Origin of the sequence: Kribbella pratensis (assembly GCF_004366075.1) — a bacterium.
Classification (GTDB): Bacteria; Actinomycetota; Actinomycetes; order Propionibacteriales; family Kribbellaceae; genus Kribbella; species Kribbella pratensis.
The window spans coordinates 757,766-778,558 of sequence record NZ_SODU01000001.1; the positions used below are offsets into that span (position 1 = coordinate 757,766).

Here is a 20,793-nt window from a genome sequence, read left to right on the forward strand (position 1 = left end):
GATGCGAACGCCGCACTTCCGACAGCTGGCCGTGCAAGTCGCCTGCAAACGCCGCCGCGAGGATCTGGACGTCAAGGATTTGGACGAGGTCACCAACGCCGACAGGGAAGGACCGACGATGGACACAGCAAGACGCGGTGCCGGCAGCGCCCGACAAAATCGCGGACAGGCACACCACAAGCAAGTCCCGTGGCGGATGGTCATCACGTTTGTCGTCCTGAGCTACGGAATCGCCTGGGCGTTCTGGGCACCGGTGTGGCCGGATGCGCTGCAAGCTCTGAAGACCTGGCGGACACCGACGAACTATGCCGGTGGTAGCTACGCCCCGCTGGGGATGTTCGCACCGGCGGCCGCGGCGCTCATCATGCGCCTGTTCATCAGCAAGGAAGGCTTGAGGGGGTCCCTCGGCCTCGTCCGGCCATGGCGCTACTACATGCTGGCCATCTTCGGACCGATCGTTCTGGTGAGCTCCACGATCGGGATCTCGGTCGCCAGCGGCCTGAGCCAGTTCGACCCAGGCACCGAAAAGCCGTTCTGGTACGTCTTCGTGCTGCTTTTGGTGATCGGAACTCCGATCAGCACCGTGCTCGCCCTCGGTGAGGAATACGGATGGAGGGGCTATCTGCTCCCGAAACTGCTCCCGTTGGGCGAGGTCAAGGCGTCAGTCATCGTCGCTCTGATCTGGGCTCCGTGGCACCTGCCCCTGCTGCTGGTGGGACTGAACTATCCCGGCAAGAACCCGCTCGGCGTGCTGTTCTTCATGTCTGTCCTCGGCATCGGCCTGTCCCTCCTGCTCACCCGGCTGTACGTCGCTGCCGGATCGAGCGTTCTCATGGCCGCCATCCTCCACGGCAGCCTGAACTCCTTCTCGGACCGCCTCTCGGACAGCGCGCACCTGTCCGGCGACCCCTTCGTCGTCTCAGTGGGCGGCATGATCGGCATCGGCGTGATCGCGGTCGCCGTGATTCTCGTCTATCTGCGACGCCGAGCGGCCGGCTCCGACACTCCTCAGCCTGGGACCGGCGGAACTGTCGACTCGACTGCCAGGCACCAGGAGAGCCCTCACGACCAAGCGCCACCACAGCTGTGACCCGGGTACCGCCAGAACACATGCAGCCCCGACGCCTACCGAACAAGGCGACGAGAAGACAAATGCTCGGGCGGCTGCGAAAACGCCGCCTGCACCGCATCGCCCGCAACCACTGAATCGGCTCCCACGTAAGCTGGGCGCCTGACGGCCTGGCGAGTCAGGCGGTCCGGAGTTGTTCCACGAACCAGCTGATCGCCGCTACAAGGGCAGGTCATGGGCAGGTCTTCTCGTAGGGCCGATTGCCGAAAGCCCGCATCCACTCCTCGTGGGTGAGGTTGCGACCGGCCATACTGCAGGCGAAGGTCATCAATCGATCGATGCGTGTGTCCCACCGGTATATGTGTCCGTCGTACGCGGCGATGGTGACGATGTCGTTGCCCTCGGTGAAGATCGGTGAGACGAGGGCCGGTTGGCCGCCGGTTGCTGTCGCGACGGTGCCGAGGAGCTCGAGGGTGTTGCTGTCCCAGAGGCTCACGGTGCCGTCCGACGCTCCCGACACGATCCTGGTGCCGTCGGGCGAGAACCGGACGAACTCACCAATGCCGTCATGGCCGGTCGTCGGTGCGTGCAGCGCGGCTCTGGCTGTCACATCGATGACCACGAGCTCGCCACCAATCCCGGTAACGGCGATTTTGCGGCCGTCTGGTGAGAACGATGCGTCGAACAGGTTGAGCATCACCTCACCGTCTGCCACGAGCTCGCCGGTCGTGACGCGGATGACCTGCCATCGTGCCTTGGAGGCGTCCGGGGAATGTTCGAACAGCACCATACGCTGGCCGTCTGGCGACGTCGCGGCGCAACAGTACTGGCCCGGCCAGTCATACCACTTGGTGTCCCCGCCGACATCGATGGCTGTGCCGCTGGGCCGCAGACCGTGTGCGTCGAGCATCGTCGTCCGGCGGTCGATGTCGGTGACGGCGATGCGGTTCCCGCGCTCGACGTACGCAATCGACTCGATCTCCCTCTCGATGACCTGGCGCCGCAGGATCAGTCGGTTCGTCACGGAGTCGATGATCGTGATGACGCCCGACCGGTCGACGGCGGCGAAGTGCCGGCTGTCCGGATGCCAGGCAACCAGGGACCTCACCGTGTCGATGTCCAGTCGCACGGGCGCGGTTCGGGCGCCGGTGGTCGAGTCGGCGAAACTCACCCAGGTGGCCGCGGCATCACTCCAGACGTACGCCGTGCGCCTGCCGTCTCCCGACGCGAGGACGTGCGCATACGTGCGCGTGGGCATCCGCTGGCTGCCCTGCAGGTACGCCTGGTGTCCGTCCAGGTCGTACGCCCGGACGATGCCCTCGTCGCCGCCGGTGTAAAGGGTCCGGCCGTCCGGACTGAAGCCGACACCCCACAAGATCTCGAACGACTTGATCCGATGGCGGGGCCGGCCGGTCGCGACGTCCCAGACGATCGCCTCGCCGTCGTGCGAGACGGAGCCGAGCACAGTGCCGTCGGGCGAGAAGGTCAGTGCGCGCGGCTCGTCAATGTGGTCGGGTAGCAGCTTGACCGTCCTGCCTGTGCGCGCGTCGACGAGCCCGATCACGCTCGGATCCGTGTAATCCTTGTTATGCAGCTGGAGAGCGATCAATGCGCCGTCACGGGTGACGTCGATGCGCATGAAGCCGGTGAGATCGGGGCGCCGCCAGAGCTGTGCCCCCGTGGCGACGTCGTACGCCCTGAGTGGCTGCATGCTGTACAGGACGCGGCCGTCCGGGCTGAGAGCGATGCCCTGAATCCAGTTCGGTAGGTTCACTCTGCGGGGGAGGCGGTTGGTCGCCTCGAGGTCCCACACGAGTGCGAACCCCGGATCCGATCTCGCCGCAGGAGCGTTGCCGATGCTCTGCTGGAACGAGGCCGCGAGGTATCGTGCATCGGCACTGAATGCCGACGCGTTGTGCTTGAGATTCTTCGTGCTCTCGAACGCGAGCGGCGGCGACACCTCCTCCAGCGTATCTCCGTCCAACAGCCGGAGGAGCGGCTGACCCGGCGGTGGTGGCGCCTGCGGCGGGTAGATCGTCGACGCGACGACGAACCTGCCGTCCGGGCTGAAGCGGGCGTCGCCGTACACCGGCGCGTCCTTGTCCGGTCCGAGGACTACGGTCTTGAGTACGCTGCCGGTCGCTGCGTCGTACACATGGAACCGCGCGTCGTCGTCACCGGAGACGATCCGGCGCCCGTCAGGGGATACCGAAATGCCTTCCACATCATCGCCGCGGCCGGGAAACGACCGGACCAGCAGCGGGCGCATGCTCACCGCCGCGAGCAGGTTGGCCCGGGTTTCCGCGGAGTCGTCGAGGCGCGCTCCGTGCGCCGCGAGCAGCAGCGAGTGGCTGATGCCTTCGGTGAGGAGTGCTCGCGTCCCGACCCGACGTGCGAGCTCGCTGGTCGCCGCACGCTGAGCCGCTGTCGCCTGCTGATCGCCGCGTTCGGCCTGGTTGACGGCCACCAGGCCGGCGATGAGAGCGCCGACCAGAAGCGCCGCTGCCGTGCTTAACGCGGCGCGAAGGCGTCGATTGATGCGGATCTGGCGCCGCGCGATGTCCTCGGCGGCATGCAGCTCGGCCTCAGAGACCCGCTTGCTCGCGGTGAGGAAGTCCTGCTCGGTGGCGGTCAGCATGGGCTGACGGTTGTCCTGCCAATCCAGGGCCTTGGCCAGGCGTACGCCGCGATACAGCTCGCTGTCCGGCCGGTCGAGACCCGCCCAGGCGTCGGCGGCGACCGCCAAGTGGTGCAACACGCGTTGGCCTTCGAGATCGTCGTCGAGCCAGCCGCGCAGCCGGGGCCAGGCCCGGGCAAGCGACTCGTGGGCGAGCTCGATTACTCCGTCGTCGCTGGTGACCAGCCGAGCGTCGATCAGCAGGTCGATGATCGCGTCGTTCGCAGGGCTGGTGACAACCAGGCGCCGGGGAAGTCGGCTACGAACCGGCTCGCCTTCAGGGCCGGGCGTGACGAGACGCAGCAATAGGTCGCGCAACACCGGGCGCTGCTCGGCCGGGATCCGCTCGTAGGCCAGTTCAGCCGACTGCGCGACGGCGCCACGGATCCCGCCCGTGTCGCGGTAACCGGCGACTGTAAGGGTCCGGCCCTCGCGGCGCCGCCAGGCCTCGGCCAAGGCATGCGACATCAGCGGTAGCGCGCCAGGTTGGTCGGCGATCTCGGTGACAAGCAGGTCCACCAGCCCTGGCTCGACCACGAGCGAAGCCAGCCGGGCCGGTTCCTCGATCGCGGCCCGCAGGTCCGGTTCGGTCATGGCGGCCAGCACGTACATCCCGTCGGCCACCAGACGTGCGAACCCAGCATGCGACGAGATGTCGGCCATCCGATCCGCGCGGAACGACACGATCAGCGGCGCCACGGCAGCGTGTGTCGTTAGCGCCGTCAGAAACCTCTCGCGCTCGGAGAGGTCCTGACACAGCGAGAAGACCTCCTCGCACTGGTCGACCAGCAGCGCCGGCAGCGAGCCCCGACCAGGCATCACGGAGGCAAGTGTGGCGACCGGGTGCACGCCGGGCGTCATCACGACGACGGTCTTCCCGTCGCGCCGCAACGCGGCAGCGACACCAGCGCGCACAAGCGACGACTTACCGCACCCGGACGGGCCGACCACCGCCACCACCGAGGTGTCGGCGAGCTTCAGCAGGCAGGCGGCGATGTCGGCGTCCCGGCCGAAGAACTCGTCCGCGTCGTGCACGTCGTACGGCTGCAGGCCTCGGTACGGACAGTCCGGGCTCGATTCCGGCAACGCACTGGCCACCATCAGTGAGGGGTCTTGGTGCAGGATCGCCTGCTCCAGTACGTCGATCTTCGGCCCTGGATCCAGGCCGAGTTCACGATTCAGCACGTCGCGCAACTGACGCAGCGTCCGCAGAGCCTCAGCCTGCCGGCCGGACTGGTACTGCGCCGTGGCAAGCAGGATCCACCGCCGTTCCCGCAGCGGCGCCTCCGCCACCAACGTCCGCGCTTTGGCCAGCACCCTTTCGTGCTGACCAGACCGCAGCGCCGAATCCACGTACAGCTCCTCCGCGGTCTCGCGCAGCTCGGTCAACCGGGCGGCCTCGATCCGCCCGGGATCCCACCCCTCCAACTCGGCCAGTGGCGGGCCCCGCCACAACCTCAACGCGTCGGCGAGAACCAGCGCGGCCCGCTCCGGATCGTCAGCGGCCAGCAACTCATCGGCGCGGCCGACCGCGCGCTCGAACCGTTGGGCGTCGATGTCGTCGAGCGGCACCGCGAGCCGATAGCCCAGCGGTGTGGTCTCGATCGTGTGACTGCCGAGCAGCTTGCGGAGCCGGACCATGCAACCCTGCACGACCTTCGACCAGGTCGCAGGTGGCTGGTCTTCCCAGAGCACGTCGGCGAGTGCCTCCGCGCTGACCACCTCTCCTGGGTGTACGGCGAGAGCGGCGAGCACGGCGCGATCACGTCGTCCGAGAACGGCTTCTTCCCCCTCGATCGTGAGCGGGCCGAGAACGGCGATACCCACATCTCGACTCTCGACCTGCCGCCACACCTGGTCAAGGGCCGCGTTACCGCGGTGATACCGCCGTTTGTCGCCGCGTTACCGCTGTGCGCGACAAAGGCATCACCGACCGCCAGGCGTACCCGGACTACCGGTACAGGAAGTCCCGCCTGGATGCTCGAGAGGAGCGCAGCAGTCATGTCTGCACACAGCACCAAGAACGCAACCAAGACCGCATGCAAGACCATCCTCGTCCGGCTGGCGCTGAGCACCACCGCGACCGCGGCGCTACTGGGGGCGGCGGCCGCGCCAGCGAGCGCGATCAACCAGGACCCCGGCGGATCCGGGGTGGTGCTCCCGACGCCTGGGCCGCCTGCCACAGGGCCCTCCGGCGGAGTCGACGCGACGTCGGCAGCACTCGGGGCCCTCGGCGGGATCGCGCTCGGCGGGGCCGGACTCGCCGTCACCCTCGGCCTACAGCGCCGCCGCGACCACACGGCCACCCGTCCAGCCTGACTAGCGCGAGCCCACAAGCGATCGCCGACGCAGACCGTGCCAGTGATCCCTGCGCGGCGCCATCGTGTTGTACACAGCAGAATCGGTGCGAAACGGACTTGTAGTGCGCTGGACCGCCGTCCGGGACCACCTCACAGGATCTGGCAACACGACTAGACGACCTCATCACCAATCCCCTGCTGCAGATCAGTCCACCATCGACAGACCTTCCGTTTCCTTCGAGTCAAGGTCGAGGCGTGTGGTTAAGGTGCATGCTCGGCCTCGGACACGCACCTTATCCACAACCGTCGGCGACGAAGGAGCGCCTCGTCGACAATCTGCACCACTTGGTGATGTAACAGCGAAGCCAGACGGCTGACCACGAACCACTTACCGACAGTCCGCGGAGCTAGTCCAGGCCCAGGCCGAAGCGCCGCTCGGCATGAGGTCGTGGGGTTCAGGCGCTTGTTTATGCGTGGTGGCCTTCATAGGCGCGTCAGATCAGGCAGCCCACGTGGGCGTCCCGCTTCATTGCTGGCAAGCCAGGCCCTCATTCTGCGACAGCTCAGACGTTGAACCTGAAGGTTTGACCTGTCGACTGAAAGGTGCCAGGGCGATGGCTTACGCGAAGGATCTGTGGACTCATCCGGTGAAGCAGGCCGATGGCACGGTCGTGCGGGAGCGGAGCAAGAGGTGGGGGCGCGGGAAACGGTGGATGGCAGGCTGGCTGGATCCGGAGGGGAACGAGCGGACGAAGGTGTTCAGCACCAAGGTGGCTGCCGAGCGGCATGGGGCGGCTATGGAGACAGATGGCGCGCGTGGGGAGTACATCGATCCGAATGCCGGCAAGGTGCGGTTCGAGGTGGTTGCCGACCGGTGGCTGAAGTCGCGGGTGGTGGATCCGGCAAGCGCGATCAGGTATGAGTCGTCGTTGCGGCGCATGTTGCGCCGGTCTTCGGGAAGCGGCAGTTGAGCAGCGTCCGTCGGCGCGGCATGTGGATTGCGTCAAGGCGAGATCTTCGGGCTTGCCGAGGAGGATATCGACTTCGACGCGATGGTCATCCATGTACGGCGACAGGTGAAGAAGCTAGGTAGGGCCTTCGTGTTCGCGCTGCCGAAGAACGACGCCGAGCGAACGGTGTCGATGTCCGAAGGAACCGCACGGACACTCCGAGAGCACATCGAAGCAACGAAGCCTCGGCCGTACGCCCTGCCGTGGGAAACGCTCGGCGGGAAGCCTTTCACGGTGAAGCTTGTGTTCCGGTGGACAGACGACAAGCACATCCGGGCTCGCACCTACGACGAGCTGGTCTGGAAAGCGGCACTCGCCCAGGCGGGCGTGATTCCAATGCCGGGGAAGGACGCTCGGGGACGTCGGCAATACACGACCAGCCGCGACACCGGCATGCACGCGCTGCGCCACTACTACGCGAGCATCACTCTGGCCGACGGCGTCAACATCAAGGAACTCGCCGAGTACCTAGGTCACGGAGACCCAGGCTTCACTCTCCGGCTGTACACCCACATGCTTCCGTCCTCGCACGAGCGAGCGCGGAAGGCGGTGGACGCCCGACTGGCCCGCCTCTTCTCCACGTTCTCCGACGGAACTGTCACGGAACAGGCCGCCGATCGCTCACCCACTGCAGCTTGGGAGCCCGACGGCGGAATCTATCCGGAAGGGCCGGGAATCAGTCTCTGACCTGCGGAAACGTCAGCGGATCCGCATGCCGGAGATGGCGCGCGCGATCACCAACCTTTGGATTTCGGAGGTGCCTTCGAAGATGGTGTAGATCTTGGCGTCTCGGTGCATTCGTTCTACGGGGTATTCGCGGGTGTAGCCGTTGCCGCCGAGGATTTGGATGGCTTCTTCGGTGACTTTGACGGCGACCTCGCCGGCTTTGAGTTTGGCCATGGAGCCTTCGCCGTGGCGGTAGTCGGGGGTTTCGCCGCGCATGAGGGCGGCGGACATGTTGGCGGCTCGCCAGACCAGCAGGCGGGCGGCGTCGATCTCCATGGCCATGTCGGCGAGTTTGAAGGCGATGCCCTGGTTGTCGATGATCGGGCGGCCGAACTGTTCGCGGGTTTTGGCGTAGTCGAGGGCCACCTCGTAGGCGGCGCGGGCGATGCCGATGGCTTGGGCGCCGACGATGTGGCGGGTCATTTCGAAGGTCGCCATCGAGGCGTTGCGGCCCGCCGAGCCAGAAGCACCCGCCCCAGACGCGGCAGTCCCAGCGGCGGCTCGGGCTTCGTGGGCTCGGGCGATGCGGGCGTCGAGCTTTTCCTTGCCGCCGAGGACGTTCTCGGCGGGGATGCGGACGTTGTCGAAGAAGACGTCGGCGGTGTGGGAGGCGCGCAGGCCGTGTTTGCGGAGCTTGGTGCCCTGCTCCAGGCCGCGAACCTCGGACTTCGGTACGACGAAGGCCGCCTGACCCTTCGTACCGAGGGACGGGTCGACGGTCGCGACGACGACGTGGATGTCAGCGATCCCGCCGTTCGTCGCCCACGCCTTCTGCCCGTTGATGACCCACTCGGACGTGCGCTCGTCGAAGACAGCCCGCGTACGGATCGCGGACACGTCGGACCCGGCACCGGGCTCGGACGAGCAGAACGCGGCAACCCGTACGTCGTCCGGCGTGCCGTAGCACCGCCCCATCCACTGGCTCCACTGCTCCGGCGTGCCGTTGGAGAAGATCGCGGACGACGCGAGGCCGGTGCCCTTCAGCGACATCGCGATGCCGGCGTCGCCCCAGAACAGTTCCTCGTGGACGAGCGGCATCAGCAGACCGGTCGGGTCGACGAACAGGTTGATGTTCATGTCGAGGCCGTAGATGCCGACCTTCGCGGCTTCCTGGATGATCGGCCAGGGCGTCTGCTCGCGCTCGTCCCATTCGGCCGCGGCGGGCCGGATGACGTCGGCGGCGAACGTGTGCGCCCAGTCCCGGATCTCGCGCTGGTCGTCGTTGATCGCCAGCGAGAAGGTGCTCCAGTCCGGCTTCGAGCGCTCGGCGCCGAGCTCACCGGCCAGAGACATCACGTCTGCGGAGACAACAGGGTCGCTCATCAACTTCCTCACAGAACCGGGTCCAATGTTACCGACGAGTGTAACTGTCGTTTGCACCAACGGGTACCACTGTGGCTAAGATCAATTCATGAGCTCCGCGCTGCTCGCGATCGGACGCCGCCGCACCACGGCGGAGCGTCGGCGCGACCGCGAGCGGGACATCATCCGCGCCACCCGCGAGCTCTTCGACGAGCGCGGCACGATCGACGCCCAGATCGACGATATCGCCAAGCGGGTCGGGATCAACAAGGCCCTGATCTACCGGCACTTCGCCGGCAAGGAAGAGCTCTTCGCGCTCACCCTGGTCAACTACCTCCAAGAGCTCGACGAACGGCTGCAACAAAACGACGGTCCACGAAGAGCGCCCCTCAACCGCCTCAAGGCCCTCAGCGAGACGTTCGTCGACTTCTGCCTGGAGTACCCCGCCTTCACCGACTGTGCGATGAGCCTGCTCAGAAGGACCGGCGAGGAGTTGTTCGGCGAGATCACCGAGCCGGTAATGGTCAAACTGGGTACGGCGATGGCCGCGCCACTGGGCCGTATCGCGGTGATCCTCGAAGCCGGTCAGCGTGCGGGCGTGTTCGACGAGGTCGACACGGCGTACCTGGCGAACCATCTCTACACGCAGACGCTCGGATCGTTGCACATGGCAAGGGTCGGGCTGATCGTGTCGGGCAGCCAACCGGGCCACCCGGTGGTGCATCATGCCGATGTCGGCACCGTCCGGTCGACCGCGATCACCGCGACACTCGCCACCGCGGTGGGACGGAAAGCCCTGACAACCAAGAAGACCCGCTCCGCTAGAGCAGGAGACATATCGTGACCGAACCGCGCAAGGTGGCCGTGGTCGCCGGCAACCGGATTCCGTTTGCCCGGCAGGACAAGACCTACCGGCACGCCTCCAACTCCGACATGCTCACGGCCGCCCTGAACGGTCTCGTCGACCGCACCGGCCTCGGTGGTCAGGAGGTCGGTGAGGTGGTCGCCGGAGCCGTCCTCAAGCATGCCCGCGACTGGAACATGGTGCGCGAGGTGGTCCTCGGGTCCAAGCTCGCCCCGACCACCCCGGCGTACGACATCCAGCAGGCCTGCGGCACCGGTCTCGAGGCGGCCATCCTGGTCGGCAACAAGATCGCCCTCGGCCAGATCGACGCGGGCATCGCGGGTGGTGTCGACACCGCGTCCGACGCCCCGATCTCGGTCAACGACCGCCTGCGCAACATTCTGCTCGACCTCAACCGCGCCAAGACGTACCCGGACCGCTTGAAGGTCCTCGCCCGCGTCCGCCCGAAGGACGTCGTACCGGAGATCCCGCGCAACGCCGAGCCGCGCACCGGCAAGTCGATGGGCGACCATGCCGCGCTGACCGCGCTCGAGTGGGGCATCACCCGGGAGGCGCAGGACGAGCTCGCGTACAACTCCCATATCAACCTCGCGAAGTCGTACGACCGTGGTTTCCAGAACGACCTCATCACGCCGTACCTGGGCCTGGAGAAAGACCAGAACCTGCGTCCCGACACCACGCTCGAGAAGCTCGCCAAGCTCCGGACCGTGTACGGCAAGGGCGAGACCGCGACGATGACGGCCGGCAACTCGACGCCGCTGACCGACGGCGCGTCGGCCGTCCTTCTAAGCACCGACGAGTGGGCGCAGGAGCACGGACTGCGGCCACTCGCGTACCTGACCCACTCCCAGACCGCCGCGGTCGATTACGTGAAGGGCGCCGAGGGTTTGCTGATGGCCCCCGCGTACGCCGTACCGCGCATGCTGGCCCGCGCCGGGCTGACCCTCCAGGACTTCGACTACTACGAGATCCACGAGGCGTTCGCGTCCCAGGTGCTGTCCACCCTGAAGGCGTGGGAGGATCCGATCTTCTGCAAGGAGCGGCTCGGCCTGGACGCGCCGCTCGGGGAGATCGACCGGGACAAGCTGAACGTGAACGGCAGCTCGCTCGCCGCGGGTCATCCGTTCGCGGCGACCGGCGGGCGGATCGTCGCCGCGCTGGCCAAGCAACTGGACGAGAACGGTGGCGGGCGGGGCCTGATCTCGATCTGCGCCGCGGGCGGCCAGGGTGTCGTCGCCATCCTCGAGAAGTAGGAGCTGAGATGACGGATCGCTACCAGACCTTCACCCGGACGCCGCTCGGCAAGACGCTGGTGAAGAACCTGGGTCTGCCCGACCCGGCGCCGCTGCCCCGCTGGACCGAGGGCTCGCCGGTGATCGACGGGCCGGTCGTCTTCGGCGCGATCGGCGAGACCGACGCCGGTAAGGCGATCCAGGCGCTGCTGCGCGACATCGGCGCCTCGTTCAGCACCGTCACCGAGGGCGTCGCGTCGAGCACGATCCGGCCGAAGGCGATCGTCTTCGACGCGACCGGTGCCACCTCGACCGCGGACCTGACCAGCCTGCAGCGCTTCTTCTCCCCCGTCGTCCGCCAGCTCGCCCCGGCCGGTCGCGTCATCGTCGTCGGCCGTACGCCGGAGCTCGCGAGCTCCCCCGAGCAACACATCGCGCAGCGTGCCCTCGAGGGCTTCACGCGAAGCCTCGGCAAGGAGGTGAAGCGCGGCGCCACGGTCAACCTCGTGTACGTCGCCCCGGACGCGCACGAGCAACTCGACTCGACGCTCCGCTTCTTCCTCTCCCCCAAGTCGGCGTACGTCGACGGCCAGGTCGCCCGGATCGGGACCGGACCGCTGGTCAGCAACGACCCGAGCCGTCCGCTCGCCGGCCGTACGGCGCTGGTGACCGGAGCGGCCCGTGGTATCGGAGCCTCGATCGCGGACACGCTGGCCCGCGACGGCGCGACGATCATCGGCGTCGACGTACCGCAGAACGCGGACCCGCTGCGCAAGGTGATCTCCAAGATCGGCGGGACCGAGCTCCTGCTCGACGTCACCGCGGTCGACGCGGCGCAGCGGATCGCGGCGCACGCGCAGGAGCAGCACGGTGGGCTCGACATCGTCGTCCACAACGCGGGCATCACCCGTGACCGGCGGCTCGTCAACATGCGCACCGACGCGTGGGACGCCGTACTCGACGTGAACCTGCGCGCGCCGGAGCGGATCACCAAGCACCTGGTCGAATCCGGGGCGCTCCGCGACGGCGGCTCGATCATCGGGGTGTCGTCGATGGCCGGGATCGCGGGCAACAACGGCCAGACGAACTACGCGACCTCGAAGGCCGGCGTGATCGGTCTCGTACAGGCGTTGGCGCCCGCGCTGGCCGAGCGGCAGATCCGGATCAACGCGGTCGCGCCCGGGTTCATCGAGACCGAGATGACCGCGAAGATCCCGTTTGCGATCCGCGAGGTCGGGCGGCGGATCAACTCACTGCAGCAGGGCGGTCTGCCGATCGACGTGGCCGAGACCATCGCCTGGTTCGCGGATCCGGCCTCGGCCGGCGTGACCGGCAACGTGGTCCGGGTCTGCGGCCAGAGCATGTTGGGCGCCTGAGATGCCGACCCGACGGTACGACGACTCCCCCGGGCTCGGCTCGCTCTACGCGCGCACCGTCCGGGCCACGCTCCGACGGGCTGACTACGAGCCGGACGCGGACGGGCTGACGCTCGAGCTGCCCCGGTCGGCGATCGACCAGGACCACTTGACCGCGTATCGCGAGGTGACCGGCTTCGCGGCGGGTCCCGCGCTGCCGCCGACGTACCCGCATGTCCTGGCGTTCCCGCTGCACCTGGACCTGATGTCCGACCCCTCGTTCCCGTACAAGCCGATGGGGATCGTGCACCTGTCCAACACGATCACGCAGAAGCAGCCGATCCCGCTGCACGCCGAGCCGGCGATCCGCGTGCACAGTACGGCGGAACGGCCGCACCCGAAGGGCACCGTCTTCGACGTGATCAGCGAGGTCTTCGTCGACAAGGAGCTGGTGTGGAGCGATCTCACCACCCTGCTCAGCCGCTCGTCCGGGACGGAAGGCGCGCACGCCGATCTGCTGACCGACCCGGTGCTGAGCCCGAGCGCGTGGTGGGACCTGCACGGCAACCTCGGCCGCCGGTACGCCGCCGCGTCCGGCGACCGGAACCCGATCCACCTGTTCAAGCTGACCGCTCAGGCGTTCGGGTTCCCGCGCCAGATCGCGCACGGGATGTGGGCCAAGGCTGCCGCGCTGGCGTCGCTCCAGCGGGCCGGCGCGTTGCCGGACGCGTTCACGGTCCGCGTGGACTTCCGCAAGCCGTTGCTGCTGCCGTCCCGGGTCGGGTTCGGCTACCAGCAGACCGGCAAGACGGTCGACTTCGCGCTGTACGACGAAGGGCACGACGTGACCCACCTGATCGGCCAGCTGCAGGAGAACTGAACCGCCAGGCCATCACAATCGCGCTCCTCGGCCGAGCTTCACGCTCATAGCTCGCCGCCGTCGGCAATTGCGATGGCCTGGGGATCCGCAGCTGCCCGGATCCGATCCAGCACCTCGCCGATCGGGGCCGCATCCCACCGCCGACCGTCCCGCTCCCGGACCGCGAGCTGGCGGGCCTCGGCCTCGCGGGAACCGATGACGGCCTGGTACGGCGCCAGCCGGTTCTCGCGGATCCGGGCCCCCAGACTGCCCTCGTCCGCGTGCGCGATCTCGACCCGGAGCCTGCGATCCGACGCTCGTCGGGCGACCTCCGCGGCGAGTTTCTCCTCGTCGTCGGAGATCGGCAGTACGACGACCTGTACCGGGGCCAGCCACGCCGGGAACGCGCCGCCGTGTACCTCGATCAGCTGAGCAACCGCTCTCTCGATGCTTCCGACGATCGCCCGATGCACCATCACCGGGCGATGCTTGTTGCCGTCGGCACCGATGTACTCGAGCCCGAACCGCTCCGGCTGGTGGAAGTCGATCTGGACGGTCGACAGGCTGAACTCGCGGCCCGCCGAATCCTCCAGCTGGATGTCGATCTTCGGCCCGTAGAACGCCGCGTCGCCCGGCGCGTCCTCGTACTCGACGCCCGCGTTCTCGAGCACCTCTCGGAGCAGCTCGACGGCCTGCGCCCAGCTCGCCGCGTCGCCGACGTACTTGCTGGCCGGGCTGTTGAACTCCGCGTCGTCCGATGGCAGCGCGAGGACGTAGCGCGATAAGCTGATGCCCATGTCGGCGTACGCCTGCTTGATCAGTCTCAAGGCACCGGAGGCCTCTTCCGCGACCTGGTCGAGGCGGCAGAAGATGTGGGCGTCGTTGAGTTGCATCGCGCGGACCCGGCTCAGGCCGCCGATCGCTCCGGAGAGTTCGGCGCGGTACTGCCCGCCGAGCTCGGAGTAGCGGAGTGGGAGTTCGCGGTAGCTGTGTGAGCGGGATCGGAACATCAGCGCGTGGTGCGGGCAGATGCTGGGTCGCAGGACCAGTTGCTCACCGCCCATATCCATCGGCGGGTACATGTCCTCGTGGTACTTGGCCCAGTGGCCCGAGATCTCGTACAGCTCACGCTTGCCGAGGACCGGTGAGTAGACCTGCTGGTAGCCGGCTCTTCGTTCCACCTCGGCGACGTAGCTCTCCAACGCGTGCCGTACGGCGGCACCGGCGGGCAGCCAGTAGGGCAGGCCCGCGCCGATCAGCGGGTCGGAGTCGAACAGGCCGAGTTCGCGGCCGAGTTTGCGGTGGTCGTACATGATTCCTCCATGGGTTGAGGCGAGCCACCCACGGAGCACGACAAAGCCCCGGGGCACTCGCCCCGGGGCTTGGTCAGACAGTCAGGTGTCAGCGCGCCAGGACGAGGTCCGGCGTCGTCGTGACTACTGCGCGCTGCAACATGTCTTCACGGTATCAGAGGAAACGGGAAAGGAAAGCACGAGTTCGTTCGTGCTGCGGATTGTCGATCACCTGCTCCGGCGTGCCCTGCTCGACGACCTGGCCGGCGTCCATGAAGACGACCCGATCGGCGGCCTCGCGGGCGAAGCTGATCTCGTGGGTGACGACGACCATCGTGAGACCGGCGCTGGCGAGACGCTTCATCGTGGCGAGCACCTCGCCGACCAGCTCGGGATCGAGCGCCGACGTCGGCTCGTCGAACAGCATCAGCTTCGGCCGCATCGCCAGCGCGCGGGCGATCGCCACACGTTGCTGCTGACCGCCGGACAGCTGGCGCGGGTACGCCTTCTCCCGGCCCGCCAGTCCCACCTCGGCGAGCAGGTCGACGGCCCGCGCGGTCGCCTCCCGTCGCCCCTCCCCGAGGACCGCGATCGGCGCCTCGATGATGTTCTCCAGTGCGGTCATGTGCGGGAACAGGTTGAACTGCTGGAACACCATGCCGATGTCCTTGCGCCGCCGGGCGATCTCGTTCGGCGACAGCTCGTGCAGCCGGCCGTTGCGTACGTCGTACCCCACATCACGGCCGTCCACCGTGATGCGGCCGGCGTCGAGGGACTCGAGCAGGTTGATGCACCGCAGGAAGGTCGACTTGCCGGATCCGGACGGGCCGAGGACGACCACGGTCTCGCCCGGCGTCACGTCGAGATCGATCCCGGACAGTACTTCGGTGTGCCCGAAGCTCTTGCGGACGCCGCGCGCCTGCAGGACCGCCGTACTCATGCCGCACTCCCCTTCGGACGGATACGCAGGAAGTCCCAGAAGCTGGGAGCCTGATGCCGCGCGCCGCGGTTGTAGTGGCGTTCGATGAACGACTGGACGACGTACAGGACCGAGGTGACCGCGAGGTACCAGAGGCAGACCACGATGAGCATCGGGATCGTCTCGAAGGTCCGGTTGTAGATCGACTGCGCCGTGTAGAGCAGGTCGGAGAGTGCGATCACGCTGACCAGCGCGGTGGCCTTCACCATGCTGATCACCTGGTTGCCGGTCGGCGGCACGATGAAGCGCATCGCCTGCGGCAGGATGATCCGCTTCATGATCCGGGAGTTCTTCATCCCGAGCGCCTGACCCGCCTCCCGCTGACCGGGGTCGACGGAGAGCAGACCGCCGCGGACGATCTCGGCCATGTAGGCGCCCTCGTTCAGCCCGAGACCCAGGATCGCTGCCAGCAACGGGGTGATCAGGGTGTTCGTGTCGACGCTGGCGAAGACCGGACCGAACGGGATGCCGAGGTTCAGCTTGGGCAGCAGCGCGGACAGGTTGTAGAAGAAGATCAGCTGCACAAGCGTCGGCGTACCGCGGAAGAACCAGATGTACAGTCCGGCGGCGCCGCGCAACAGCGGGTTGGCCGAGATCCGGCAGACCGCGAGGAGTACGCCGAGCACGACGCCGATCACCATGGCGACGACCGTCAGCATGAGCGTGATGCCCAGGCCCCGGACGATCGACTCGGCCCGCAACCAGCTCCAGACCACGTCCCAGCCGAAGTTGTCGTTGGTGATCAGCATCTTGACCAGCTGTGCGGCGAACACCAGTACGACGAGCGCCGACAGCCAGCGCCAGGGGTGTTTGCGATGCGCCGCGTTCCGGACGTCGAGCTCCAGGCCGGCGGCCGGAGCGTCCTGCACCGTGGTTGCCATGGTCAGCTCTTCCCGAGGTTGAGGCCGGGTTTGGCCAGCTTGTTCTTCTCCAGCCCCCATTTCGCCATGATCGCGTCATAGGTGCCGTTGGCATGCAGTTTCTCGAGTGCGGCGAGCAGTACGTCGGCCAGCGGCGACCCGATCGGCACGAGCGCACCCTGGAACAGGTCGTCGAAACCGTTGCTCTTGCCAACGCCGGCCAGTTCCAGCTTGCCACCGGACTGCGCGACGAAGTAGGTCAGCGGCGCCTGCGAGGAGAAGAACGCGTCGGCCCGGTTGGACTGCACCGCGAGGATCGACGACGGCTGGTCCTTGTACGACTGCACCTCGACCGCCGGCTTCCCGGACGCCACGCACTTGGCCGACTGCGCCTTGATGACCTTCTCCGCGGATCCCGCTGCCTGTACGGCGATCCGCTTGCCGCACGCGGTGTCCAGGCCATCGATGCCCTTCGGATTCCCCTTGTGCACGGCGAAGACGACGTACTCCTGGACGTAGTCGATGAAGGTCGCCTGCTTCTGCCGTTCGACGAAGTCGCCGGTCGGGCCGAGATCCAGGTCGTACCGCTTCGCCTGCATCCCTGACAGGACGCTGGCCAGTCCGTCCACGGTGGTGTGCTCGATCCGGATGCCGAGCAGCTGGCTGATCGCCTGGGACAGATCGGCGGTCGCGCCCTCGATGGACGTGTCTTTGTCGGTGCCGACGATCACGTACGGCGGGAACGAGCCGTTGTTGACGGCAACGATCCTGCCGGCGGTCTTGATCTTCTCCGGCAGCTGGTCGTGCAGGGCCTTGTCGACCTGCTGCTGCGGGATCGCGGCGGCAGGTGCCTTCGCGTTGGCGTTGGTGCTGGTGTCGACCGGGTCTGCGGTGCAGGCGGTCACGCCGAGCAGACTTGCGGCCAGTACGGCGAGAGTGGTGCTGCGGGGGATGGACACGACTACTCCTACGGCTTCAGCTGGTGGGGACGGCTTCGACCGGTCGAGGGGTGGGGCTGACGGAGAAGCGCCGGTTGATCAGGACCGGCAGGCGGCGGCGAGCGTCGGTCAGACGCTGCCGGGAGACGACGGCCGTGATGGTGGCCGGCTCCTCTGCGGCTTGGGCGAGCGGGACACCGAGCGGGTCGACGATGAGGCTCTGGCCGATGTTGCGCTGACCGCATTCGCCACTCGCGACGACGTACACGGTGTTCTCGAGCGCGCGGGCGGTGACGAGGGTCTGCCAGTGGTGTTCCTTGAGCGGGCCTCTCACCCAGGCGGCCGGCAGCACGAGTACGTCGGCGCCGTCGAGGGCGAGGAGGCGGGACAGTTCGGGGAACCGGACGTCGTAGCAGGTCATCAGGCCGACCTTGAAACCGTTGACGTCGATCAGTTCGGGGACGACGTCGGCCGGGGTCACGTTGTCGGACTCCAGTTGGCTGAACGCGTCGTACAGGTGGAGTTTGCGGTAGAGCCCGGTGATGGCGCCGTTCTTCAGGACGACGAGCGTGTTGTAGGGCTTGTCGTTGGCGGACTTCTCGTGGATACCGACGACGACGGTGAGTGGGAGGCCCTCGGTCGCCTTGAGCAGGCCGGTGACGAACGGGCCGTCGAGCGGCTGGGCGTGCTCGCGGATCCGCTCACGCTCCTCGATGAAGCGCGCGAGGACGCCTTCGGGGAGCACGAGCAGGTCGACGCCGTCGGCGTCCGCCTGCTTGATGAGCTGAGTCGCCGTGTCCAGGTTCTCCTGCCAGTCGATGCTCGCGACGAACTGCGCGGCCGAGACGTTCAGCGTACTCATGCGATCTTCTCCAACGGGTCGATCTGGTAAGGAAACAGGTCTTCAGCGGGCACCGGCTGCGCGAGCAACTCCTGGTCCACGAGGTGGTCCTGGAAGGCGGCGACCATGCGGCGGTCGGCGGAGACGCCGTACGGCATCCAGTCCGGTCCGAAGGTCCTGGTGGTGACGCCGATTTCCTCGTTGTGCCAGGGGGTGATGTCCATCAGCTTGTTCCGGCGCTGGAAGCTGAGCTGCTTCGCCTGCTCGAACAGGTCGATGAGCTGCTGAGCGATCTCCGGCCGCTCCTCCAGCACTTCCTTGCGCAGGGCAAGCAAGTGGATGCCGGGGATGTAGCCGTGGCGACCGTAGTACTCCCGCTCCTCGGCGCGAGTGTCACGGAACAGCGTGCGGTACGGCGAATCCTCGGCATGGAATCCGGGTGGCATGAACGGCGTCATCACGGCGTCGAGCTCCTTGTCCAGCAGGAGATCCACGAGCCGGGCGCCGTCGGCGGTGTGACGGATGTTGTTGCCGACAGCAACTCCCCCGATGCGGTCCACGACCGGGTGGGCCGCGGTCAGCGGGCCGACCTGCCACTCGGCGTCATGGATGCCGACGCCGGCCTCGGCGAGGATCGCACGGGTCCAGGTGTTGCCGCTGTCCGGCCAGCCGGTCAGGCCGATCCGGCCGCCCTTCAGGTCCGCCGCCGTCTCGGCCGTCGCGTCCCGCCGCACGATGATGCAGCGATGCCGGAAGCCGCGCATCAGGAAGATCGGCAGCGCGACCACCCGGTCGTCCCCGACCGCACGGGCGCGGACGTAGCGGCTGAACGAGGTCTCGCCACCGTCGTACTCGGGTGAGCCCCACAGATCCGGCGTCGCCTCCAGCCGGGTGACGGTCGGGCCGGGGACGTCGCCGAGGGCCAACGGGATCACATGGTCCCAGTGGCGTACGCCGAGGTGAAGCTTCACGCGGTTCGTTCCTTCGATGCCGGGACGCTCTCGTGGGGTCCGGGTCGGATGCGCGACGTCGCTGTCGCGAGCTCGATTGTTCGGTAGCCTATGTTCAGCGCGATCGCCCGAACAATGCATTGAAATGTTACTGATCAAAAACTGGGGGAAGGCATGGCCGAAGACGTTCCACCGCAGGACGGTCCGGCGGTGTCGTCGGCCTGGCTCGCCGAGCAGATCACCGAGCCCAGCGCGGCGGGGATCGCGGCGGCGATCTCCCGGCTGGTCCGGCACGGTGAGCTCGAGCCGCAGACCCGTCTTCCGACCGTACGCGCGCTCGCTCCCCGGCTGGACGTCAGCCCGGCGACCGTGTCCGCGGCCTGGGCGACCCTGCGCAAGCAACGCGTCGTCGCCGGAGGCGGACGGCAGGGCACCTGGGTGCTCGGCGGACTCGCGGTCCCCCGGCCGACCCGCTACGAGAACATCTCCCGTCTCTGGCCGGACCAGACCCTCAACCTCACCCGCGCGATCCCGGATCCGGCCCTGCTGCCGGACATGGCCGGCGCGTTCGTCCATGCCCTTCGCGACCCCGACCTGCACTCCTACGAGGTGGTCTCGATCAGCGGGCCGCTCCACGCTGCCGCTTCCCGGACGTGGCCCTTCGAGACCGAGAACTGGATGTGCGTGAACGGCGGCTACGAGGGTCTCCTCCTGCTCATGCGTACGACGGTTGTCCCCGGCGAACACGTGGCGATCGAAGAGCCCGCCACTCCTCGACTGCTGGACATCCTCGACAACGTCGGCGCGCGGCCGGTGCCGGTCGCGACCGATGCGGAGGGGCCGGTCGCGGCATCGCTGCGAGCGGCGCTCCAGCACGATCCGGTCGCGTTCATCTACGAGCCGCGGAGCAGCTCACATTTCGGCGCCTCGGTGACGCCGTCGCGCCGCGACGAGCTGGCGGCGTTGCTCGCCGGCACCGACACCCTCGTGATCGAGGACGACGGGCTCGGCGAGCTGAGCTCGTTCGAGTACCACGGAGTGGGCGAAGTGCTGCCGGATCAGAGCGTGCTGGTGCGGAGCTACTCCAAGTCGCACTCCCCCGATCTCCGTCTCGCCGTGATGGCCGGCGCCGCCGAGCCGATCGAGCGGGTCCGCGTCTACCGGCAGTTCGGATCAGGCTGGACGAGCCGCATGCTGCAGAACGCGCTCGCCTGGCTGCTCGACGACGAGCCGTCGAAGACCGCGATCGCCACAGCGCGTACGGCGTACCGGGAACGCCGTGACCATCTCACGGAACTGCTGGCCGCACGCGGTGTCCAGGCGACCGGCGTCGACGGCCTGGCGATCTGGGTGCCGGTCCGCAGCGAACACGAGGCACTCCTCGTTCTCGCATCACACGGCATCGCCGTCGCCGGTGCGAGCGCCAGTTGGACAAAACCCGGCCCACCCGCCATCCGCATCGCCACCGGCCTGCCCATCCCCGAGGCCGATCGGGTAGCCGACGCCGTCGCCCGCGCCGTACAGGCCCGGTAACCCGC

At 67.6% G+C, this 20,793-nt stretch carries 17 protein-coding genes; 9 read left to right on the top strand and 8 right to left on the bottom strand.

Annotation, left to right across the window (positions count from 1 at the left end; genetic code table 11):
- Positions 1–196: 196 nt before the first annotated feature.
- Positions 197–1,090, top strand: coding sequence for a CPBP family intramembrane glutamic endopeptidase (locus tag EV137_RS03650; protein WP_166679767.1), 894 nt, complete (start codon positions 197–199; stop codon positions 1,088–1,090).
- A gap of 211 nt (positions 1,091–1,301) precedes the next feature.
- On the opposite strand, the gene EV137_RS03655 is transcribed toward EV137_RS03650, so the two are convergent.
- Positions 1,302–5,573 (bottom strand): nSTAND1 domain-containing NTPase, encoded by a 4,272-nt coding sequence (locus tag EV137_RS03655; protein WP_166679768.1) that lies wholly within the window; start codon positions 5,571–5,573, stop codon positions 1,302–1,304.
- 174 nt (positions 5,574–5,747) lie between these two features.
- Here EV137_RS03655 and EV137_RS03660 point away from each other — a divergent pair, with 174 nt between their 5' ends.
- The 3 genes from EV137_RS03660 to EV137_RS03670 all read left to right on the top strand — a co-directional run bounded on the left by EV137_RS03660 (position 5,748) and on the right by EV137_RS03670 (position 7,743).
- Complete coding sequence (locus EV137_RS03660) at positions 5,748–6,065, top strand: hypothetical protein (protein ID WP_134126537.1); 318 nt, start codon at positions 5,748–5,750, stop codon at positions 6,063–6,065.
- A gap of 595 nt (positions 6,066–6,660) precedes the next feature.
- Positions 6,661–7,017 (top strand): hypothetical protein, encoded by a 357-nt coding sequence (locus EV137_RS03665; RefSeq protein ID WP_134126539.1) that lies wholly within the window; start codon positions 6,661–6,663, stop codon positions 7,015–7,017.
- Between the two features lie 27 nt (positions 7,018–7,044).
- The gene (locus EV137_RS03670; RefSeq protein ID WP_134126541.1) at positions 7,045–7,743 is read left to right on the top strand and encodes a tyrosine-type recombinase/integrase; all 699 of its coding nucleotides are present in this window, start codon (positions 7,045–7,047) and stop codon (positions 7,741–7,743) included.
- Between the two features lie 12 nt (positions 7,744–7,755).
- On the opposite strand, the gene EV137_RS03675 is transcribed toward EV137_RS03670, so the two are convergent.
- Entirely contained in the window at positions 7,756–9,105 is a 1,350-nt protein-coding gene (locus EV137_RS03675; protein ID WP_238175071.1) for an acyl-CoA dehydrogenase family protein, read from the bottom strand.
- A gap of 88 nt (positions 9,106–9,193) precedes the next feature.
- Here EV137_RS03675 and EV137_RS03680 point away from each other — a divergent pair, with 88 nt between their 5' ends.
- From EV137_RS03680 to EV137_RS03695, 4 genes are read left to right on the top strand one after another with little or no spacing between them, the layout of a single operon-like run.
- Entirely contained in the window at positions 9,194–9,928 is a 735-nt protein-coding gene (locus EV137_RS03680; protein WP_134126543.1) for a TetR/AcrR family transcriptional regulator, read from the top strand.
- Positions 9,925–11,202, top strand: coding sequence for an acetyl-CoA C-acetyltransferase (locus EV137_RS03685; protein ID WP_133788391.1), 1,278 nt, complete (start codon positions 9,925–9,927; stop codon positions 11,200–11,202). Before EV137_RS03680 ends, EV137_RS03685 begins: the two co-directional genes overlap by 4 nt.
- Before the next feature lie 8 nt (positions 11,203–11,210).
- Positions 11,211–12,557, top strand: coding sequence for a 3-oxoacyl-ACP reductase (locus EV137_RS03690; RefSeq protein ID WP_134126544.1), 1,347 nt, complete (start codon positions 11,211–11,213; stop codon positions 12,555–12,557).
- A 1-nt stretch (position 12,558) separates the two neighbouring features.
- Positions 12,559–13,416, top strand: coding sequence for a MaoC/PaaZ C-terminal domain-containing protein (locus EV137_RS03695; RefSeq protein ID WP_134126546.1), 858 nt, complete (start codon positions 12,559–12,561; stop codon positions 13,414–13,416).
- Between the two features lie 44 nt (positions 13,417–13,460).
- On the opposite strand, the gene thrS is transcribed toward EV137_RS03695, so the two are convergent.
- The 6 genes from thrS to EV137_RS03725 form a co-directional block, all read right to left on the bottom strand.
- Positions 13,461–14,708, bottom strand: a complete 1,248-nt coding sequence (thrS, locus tag EV137_RS03700; RefSeq protein ID WP_134126548.1) for a threonine--tRNA ligase — start codon at positions 14,706–14,708, stop codon at positions 13,461–13,463.
- A gap of 154 nt (positions 14,709–14,862) precedes the next feature.
- Positions 14,863–15,627, bottom strand: a complete 765-nt coding sequence (locus EV137_RS03705) for an amino acid ABC transporter ATP-binding protein (protein ID WP_134126550.1) — start codon at positions 15,625–15,627, stop codon at positions 14,863–14,865.
- Positions 15,624–16,547, bottom strand: coding sequence for an amino acid ABC transporter permease (locus tag EV137_RS03710; protein WP_134126552.1), 924 nt, complete (start codon positions 16,545–16,547; stop codon positions 15,624–15,626). The genes EV137_RS03705 and EV137_RS03710 overlap by 4 nt, the downstream gene beginning before the upstream one ends.
- Positions 16,548–16,549: 2 nt before the next feature.
- Positions 16,550–17,485, bottom strand: coding sequence for an ABC transporter substrate-binding protein (locus EV137_RS03715; RefSeq protein WP_134126554.1), 936 nt, complete (start codon positions 17,483–17,485; stop codon positions 16,550–16,552).
- 16 nt (positions 17,486–17,501) lie between these two features.
- Complete coding sequence (locus EV137_RS03720) at positions 17,502–18,326, bottom strand: deaminated glutathione amidase (RefSeq protein WP_202870806.1); 825 nt, start codon at positions 18,324–18,326, stop codon at positions 17,502–17,504.
- The gene (locus tag EV137_RS03725) at positions 18,323–19,276 is read right to left on the bottom strand and encodes a substrate-binding domain-containing protein (protein ID WP_134126556.1); all 954 of its coding nucleotides are present in this window, start codon (positions 19,274–19,276) and stop codon (positions 18,323–18,325) included. Before EV137_RS03725 ends, EV137_RS03720 begins: the two co-directional genes overlap by 4 nt.
- A 153-nt stretch (positions 19,277–19,429) precedes the next feature.
- Between EV137_RS03725 and EV137_RS03730 the strand changes: the two genes are divergently transcribed.
- The gene (locus tag EV137_RS03730) at positions 19,430–20,788 is read left to right on the top strand and encodes an aminotransferase class I/II-fold pyridoxal phosphate-dependent enzyme (RefSeq protein ID WP_134126558.1); all 1,359 of its coding nucleotides are present in this window, start codon (positions 19,430–19,432) and stop codon (positions 20,786–20,788) included.
- Positions 20,789–20,793: the final 5 nt, after the last annotated feature.